Annotated in this window: 6 protein-coding genes and 1 pseudogene; 4 read left to right on the forward strand and 3 right to left on the reverse strand. The window is 70.2% G+C overall.

Translation table 11 applies throughout. From position 1 onward, the window contains the following. Nucleotides 1-31: 31 nt before the first annotated feature. Together G4G93_RS27865 and G4G93_RS27870 are read right to left on the reverse strand one after the other, a co-directional pair. The gene (locus G4G93_RS27865) at nt 32-1,015 is read right to left on the reverse strand and encodes a DUF1775 domain-containing protein (RefSeq protein WP_165089303.1); all 984 of its coding nucleotides are present in this window, start codon (nt 1,013-1,015) and stop codon (nt 32-34) included. A 75-nt stretch (nt 1,016-1,090) separates the two neighbouring features. Then, complete coding sequence (locus tag G4G93_RS27870) at nt 1,091-1,456, reverse strand: hypothetical protein (RefSeq protein WP_165089306.1); 366 nt, start codon at nt 1,454-1,456, stop codon at nt 1,091-1,093. 263 nt (nt 1,457-1,719) lie between these two features. Between G4G93_RS27870 and G4G93_RS27875 the strand changes: the two genes are divergently transcribed. The 3 genes from G4G93_RS27875 to G4G93_RS27885 all read left to right on the forward strand — a co-directional run bounded on the left by G4G93_RS27875 (nt 1,720) and on the right by G4G93_RS27885 (nt 3,894). Then, nucleotides 1,720-3,009 (forward strand): murein L,D-transpeptidase, encoded by a 1,290-nt coding sequence (locus tag G4G93_RS27875; protein ID WP_165089308.1) that lies wholly within the window; start codon nt 1,720-1,722, stop codon nt 3,007-3,009. A gap of 397 nt (nt 3,010-3,406) precedes the next feature. Then, on the forward strand, nt 3,407-3,682 hold the full coding sequence (locus tag G4G93_RS27880) for a hypothetical protein (RefSeq protein WP_165089311.1): 276 nt from the start codon (nt 3,407-3,409) through the stop codon (nt 3,680-3,682). Continuing rightward, nucleotides 3,679-3,894 carry a SlyX family protein gene (locus tag G4G93_RS27885; protein WP_165089314.1) on the forward strand — a complete coding sequence of 72 codons (216 nt, stop codon included), beginning with the start codon at nt 3,679-3,681 and terminating at the stop codon, nt 3,892-3,894. The genes G4G93_RS27880 and G4G93_RS27885 overlap by 4 nt, the downstream gene beginning before the upstream one ends. 45 nt (nt 3,895-3,939) lie before the next feature. Here G4G93_RS27885 and G4G93_RS27890 read toward each other — a convergent pair whose 3' ends face one another. Further along, nucleotides 3,940-4,776 (reverse strand): outer membrane protein, encoded by an 837-nt coding sequence (locus G4G93_RS27890; RefSeq protein ID WP_165089316.1) that lies wholly within the window; start codon nt 4,774-4,776, stop codon nt 3,940-3,942. Between the two features lie 616 nt (nt 4,777-5,392). Here G4G93_RS27890 and glyA point away from each other — a divergent pair. Beyond that, nucleotides 5,393-6,000 (forward strand): annotated as a pseudogene (glyA, locus tag G4G93_RS27895) (serine hydroxymethyltransferase); the annotation flags it as partial.

Here is a 6,000-nt window from a genome sequence, read left to right on the forward strand (position 1 = left end):
CCGAAACGTCACACCGGTGCTCGCCCGCCCCTCAATGGTGCTGGTGTCCGCTCGCGGTCTCCGGCGCCGACGCGCCGATGGCGCCGATCGCGAAGCGCACCGGCACGGTGCCGGCGCGGGCGAATGTGAGGCTGCCCTCCAGGGTGTCGCCGGCCTTCACCGGACCCTTCAGGTCGAGGAACATCAGGTGGTAGCCGCCGGGCTTGAGCACCACGGTCTCGCCGGGCTTGATGACAAGGCCGGACTCCACCGGCGCCATCTTCGCCACGCCCTTGTCCATCGCCATCTGGTGCACCTCGCCGCGGGCCGCGAGCGGGATCGAGGCGGAGACGAGGCGATCGGGTTCTGTGCCGGTATTGGTGACCTGCAGGTAGCCGCCCGCCACCTTGGCGCCGCCCGGCGTCGCACGGATCCAAGGTTGCTCGATGGTGAGGTCGCCGGCCTTCACCGGGCCGGTCGGGGCTGCGGCCACGGGTGTCGACGCGTGCGCAGCACCGGCCGCCGCCACGATGCGCACGCCCGGCGCCGGGGATTTCAGGTCGCGGGCCGACTGGCCGGCCGCCGGCACCTCGCGCCAGTCGGCGACGGCGCCGTCGCATTGCTGGCGCACCGGGAAGTAGACCGTGCCGCCCGGCGCGACCGCGTCGGTGAGCCGGGCCCGGAACACGAACTCGTCGTACTGGTCGTCGGGCAGGGAGCCGCCGGTCCAGGCGATCTCCTTCACGCCCTCGGCGATCGCGCCGTGATGGGACGGGTAGGCGCGGGCATAGGCGCCCTTGACGGTCGAGAGCTGCCAGCCAGCCTTCGGCATCGGCTTGGCGTCGATCACCCCCTCGGGGATCGTGACGGTCAGGCCGGTGGTGGCCCGGCCGTCGCAGCCATGGCCGATCTGGACCACGCCGCGATAGGTCTGGTTCGGGCTGCCTTGCGTGACGGCGAGGACGGCATGGGCCAGCGCGGGCGCGGCGGCCAGGGAGAGCGCGGCGGCGAGGCCGGCGCGGAACGGGAACGTCATGGAATCGTGTCCTGGAGAAGCGTGACGGGGACGGGCGGCAAGGGCCCGTCTACGGGCGGCAAGGCCCGGTCGAGGTCACGCGACCGGAGGACCGCGGGCGGAAGCGGGGCCGGCCGCCCGAGCGCGCGAGGCCGTGATCGCCGAAGGGCGCCAGGTCAGGCCGATGGCGGCCCGGGGCGGCCAGGCCTGCCCCGAAGCGGGCGCCGGCGGCGCCAGGGATTCGGAGCAGGCGAGGGGGCAGCAGGCATGGGCGCGGGCGAGGCCGTCGCTCCCCGGCGTGTCCTGATGGCCCTGGCACAGGATACCGGACCCGGCCGCGACCGGAGCGGGGCCCAGGCCGATGAGGTAGGCCTGGAGCACCAGCCCGTAGAGCGACAGCACGGCGACGAGCGCGCGCCAGCGCGACGTCCTCCCGCCCGATCGATGCCCGAGATCGCTCATCCGGCAAGACATAGAGGAGGCGTTGGGGTTCCGCCACGGCCGCGGCGGCCTGCGCCGACCGGCCGCGTTGCACAATTACCGCAGTCCACAGCTCAGCTCGGCGCTTCACAGCCATGCCCGCCGGGCGCCACAATCTGGCCCGCTCCTCATAGTGTCTTAACCGCATCCCGGCACCGTCACGGGCCATAGAATGGGGCGCAACCCGGCCGCGAGGCCGTCTCGTCGCAATCGTCGCCCCCGCAAGGTTCGAGAGCAGATTACCCATGCTGACACGCGTTTCCCTCACCGGTTCGCTCGGTCTGGCTCTCCTGGCCGCCACCGCCCTCCCGGCCCTGGCGCAGGACCGGGGCGGCGCGCTGGCCCAGGCCGAGTGGGCGCAGAACTACGATTCCGCCGCCACCATGCGGGTGCAGCGGTCCAACACGCCGATCCTCTCGCCCCAGACCCTGGCGGCGACCGAGCAGATGGTCGAGCGCTACCGCGACATCGTCGCCCGCGGCGGCTGGCAATCCGTGTCGGGCGCCGAGCGCCTGCGCGTCGGCTCGAAGAGCCCGGCGGTGACGGCCCTGCGCCAGCGCCTGATCGTCTCCGGCGACCTCGACCCGGCCGCCGGCTCCTCGCCGGTCTATGATTCCTACGTCGAGGCCGGCGTGCGCCGGTTCCAGGCCCGCCACGGCCTGAACCAGACCGGCTCGATGAACATCACCACCGTGCAGGCGATGAACGTCCCGGCCGACGTGCGCCTGCGCCAGCTCGAGCTGAACGCGGTGCGCCTGCGCTCCTACTCGGGCAACCTCGGCGAGCGCTACGTCATCGTCAACATCCCGGCGGCCCTGGTCGAGACGGTCGACGGCGACCACGTCGCGACCCGCCACGCCGCCGGCGTCGGCAAGATCGACCGCCAGTCGCCGATCATGAACGCCAAGATCCAGGAGGTGAACTTCAACCCCTACTGGACCGTGCCGGCCTCGATCATCAAGAAGGACCTGATCCCGAAGATGCAGAAGGATCCGGCCTACCTGACGGACAACAAGATCCGCATCTTCAACGGCGACCGCGAGATCCCGCCGTCCCAGGTCAACTGGCATTCCGACGAGGCGACCCGCTACCGCTTCCGCCAGGATCCGGGCGTCGACCTGAACTCGATGGGCTTCGTGCGGATCAACATCCCGAACCCGCACGGCGTGTACATGCACGACACGCCGGCCAAGGGCATCTTCGGCGACGATTTCCGCTTCGTCTCCTCGGGCTGCGTGCGCGTGCAGAACGTGCGCGAGTACGTGTCCTGGATCCTGCAGGGTACCCCGAACGCCAACCCGGACACGATCGAGGCGATCATCCAGGGCGGCCAGCGGGTCGATGCCCGCCCGGTCGCACCGATCCCGGTCTACTGGACCTACATCACCGCCTGGTCGACCCCGGACGGCCTCGTGCAGTTCCGCGACGACATCTACAAGCGCGACGGCGCCGGCGCCCCGACCGCCTCGATGGCCGCCGCCGCCGCCGGCCCGCGCAACTTCAACCCGGACGTCGACGAGGATCAGACCAACTGATCGTCCGACACGGCGCGCTCTGATGACGGCCCGGGCGAGAGCCCGGGCCGTTTCGCGTCGCGACGACCTCATCCGGACGGAGAGGCGCCATGCCGGTCGCCGTCAGGCGGAACCGTTGCACGGGCCGCGGCCATGCTTCGCGGGGTCCTGCTCGCGGCCTACGCGGGGCAGGTCCTGATCGGTGTCGCCGGCTTCGCCGATTGGACCCACGTCCTCAACCCGGTGTACGTCCACGACGTCGTCGTCATCGCGTCCGGGCTCGGGCTGCTCGCCGGCGGCCCGACGCTGGCGCCGGCCTGCGACGGCACTGGGGATGCCGTGGTGCGCCTTCCTCGTCGGGGCTGCCGGCGTCTCGCCCTTTGTCGTGCGGGCGCCCTCTCCGCTCCGGTCGGTCGAGATGCCGCCGCTCGCCGTGGCCAACCCGTTCGTGGCGAGCGGCGACAGCCTGTTTGGCGCCCGCTCCGGCACGAATCTGCGGTGGACGCGGCTGCTCGACCGGGACCTCGCGATCCCCGACGGCGCCGATCCGGAGGAGGTCGCATTCACCGTCACCGAAGCGGGCGACCTGCTCGTCCTGCACGGCGGCACCGAGATCGCCCGCTTCGCCGTCGCGACCCTGCGAAACCGTCTCGCCGGCGCGACGCCCGCCTCTTCGAAGGAACGCTCACCATGACTCAGGATCCGGAATCTCGCCTCGACGCGCTGGAGACCCGCATCGCGCACCAGGATGCGACCATCGAGGATCTGAACCGCATCGTCACCGAGCAGTGGAGCGCGATCGATCTCCTGACGCGCCACGTCGCCGCCCTGCGCGAGCGGGTGCGCGAGATGGCCGAACGCCCGACCGGAGCCGTCGGCGACGAGCCGCCGCCGCCGCATTACTGACCGCCGGGACCGCCCCGGGCCGCGAGGCCCGGGGCGGATCGCGGCTCAGAACGTGCCGAACTTGAAGTTCAGGCCTGCGCGCACCAGGCTGCCCTCGGTGCGGAAGCGGGTGAAGTAGCCGACGCCCGGGCTGAGCGGCGCGCCGGTCGATGCGACCAGCAGGTTGCGGCTGCCGAGGTCGTAGCGGATGTACTCCGCCTTCAGGGTCACCGCGTTCGACTTGAAGACGTTCAGGAACGAGTCGGTCGGCAGGGCGTACTCGACGCCGCCGCCATAGGCGTAGCCCGTCTCGATGCGCGAGCGGCTGCCGAAATAGGTGACTGGCGCGTTGGTCTGGAACGCGACCGTCTGGGTCACGTCGCCGTAGGCGAAGCCGCCGGTGCCGTAGACCAGGAAGCGGTCGAAGGCGTAGCCGATCCGGCCCCGCACCGTGCCGAGGAAGCTGAGATCCGCCCGGTAGGTGTTGGTCAGCTGGTTGGGGTTGAACGCCGGCAGGAAGATCGACTCGGTGCGGCGCCGGTTCAGGTCAGTATAGGCGGCGTCGGCCTCGAGACCGATGACGAAACCGGAGCCGGGCGTGAACTGATAATTGTAGCCGACCTGGCCGCCCGCGGTGAAGCCGTCCTGCGCCAGCGGCACGCTCGCGCGGCGCAGCCCGTTGCTGACATTGGCCTGGAGCGCGCCGATCCCGACCGTGCTCACCCGGTCGGCCTCGGTGTAGGCGTAGCCGGCATTGATGCCGAAATAGGCTCCGGTCCAGGTGAAGACCGGCACCGGCGTAAAGACCGGCGGCGGCGCGACGCGCCGAGGAAGGTCGGCGGCCGAGGCGGCGCCGACGGACAGGGCGACGGCGGTGCCGGCGGTGAGCAGCGATTTCAGCATGGGTCCCGGTTTTCCTCTCGCGCGATCAAGACGCCGACGATGTGTGAGGCCGCGTTCCTCCATCTCCAATGACCGGCGGGCCACGACGCGGGGAAAGTTGCAGATTTTCTCTTGTCGGAGGTCGTCTATTGGCCATTTGCGGCGCACAGTGACCGCAACGACACAGATTTGCCGAAGATGAAGGTGGGTATAAATTTTCCGTGAGCAGGGATTAAAGCGGATTCGTCGTGCTTCATTGGTGCTCGACCCGCCGGGGCGGCGATGCGGCCGACACCGCGAGACGAGCCTGCCGGCACCGCTCGGCGCCCCCCTCTCGACGGCCGGCTTCGCAAGGGACCCGGCCCACGAATTTTCCCCAACGATGCTTTCAATTTTTTTGTGTTTTCTTCTTCTCGTTTCAAATCCAATCTGCGCGCGGATCGGGTCCGACGGACCGATCACCGGCATCGATCGACCCGATACGAGGTTTTGAGGCCCGGTGGCGCGCGCGGCGGAAGGTCCGGGCGTCACCGCCTTGGACTCTCGGTCGCCCGCGTGTAGAAGCCGGCCGATCCCAGTCATAGACTTCCGCACCGGCGCTCCGTCCGGGCGGCCCCCGAGGAAACCCGAGGCCATCATGAGCGTGGGCACCGCTGCCAACTCCCGGTCCAACTCGTTCTTCTCCGCGTCGCTGTCCGACGTTGATCCGGAGCTCGCCGGCGCGGTCGCGCAGGAGCTCGGGCGTCAGCAGCACGAGATCGAGCTGATCGCCTCGGAGAACATCGTCTCCCGCGCCGTCCTCGAGGCGCAGGGCTCGGTCCTCACCAACAAGTACGCCGAGGGCTATCCCGGGCGCCGCTACTACGGCGGCTGCGAGTTCGTCGACATCGCCGAGACCCTCGCCATCGAGCGCGCCAAGCGCCTGTTCGGCTGCGCCTTCGCCAATGTGCAGCCGAATTCCGGCTCCCAGGCCAACCAGGCCGTGTTCATGGCCACCATGCAGCCGGGCGACACCTTCCTCGGCCTCGACCTCGCCGCCGGCGGCCACCTCACCCACGGCGCGCCGCCGAACGTCTCGGGCAAGTGGTTCAAGCCGGTCTCCTACACGGTGCGCCGCGACGACCAGCGCATCGACATGGAGCAGGTCGAGCGCCTCGCCCACGAGCACAAGCCGAAGGTCATCATCGCGGGCGGCTCGGGCTACCCGCGCCACTGGGACTTCGCCCGGTTCCGCGAGATCGCCGA

The organism is Methylobacterium sp. DB0501, assembly GCF_011043735.1.
Classification (GTDB): domain Bacteria; phylum Pseudomonadota; class Alphaproteobacteria; order Rhizobiales; family Beijerinckiaceae; genus Methylobacterium; species Methylobacterium alsaeris.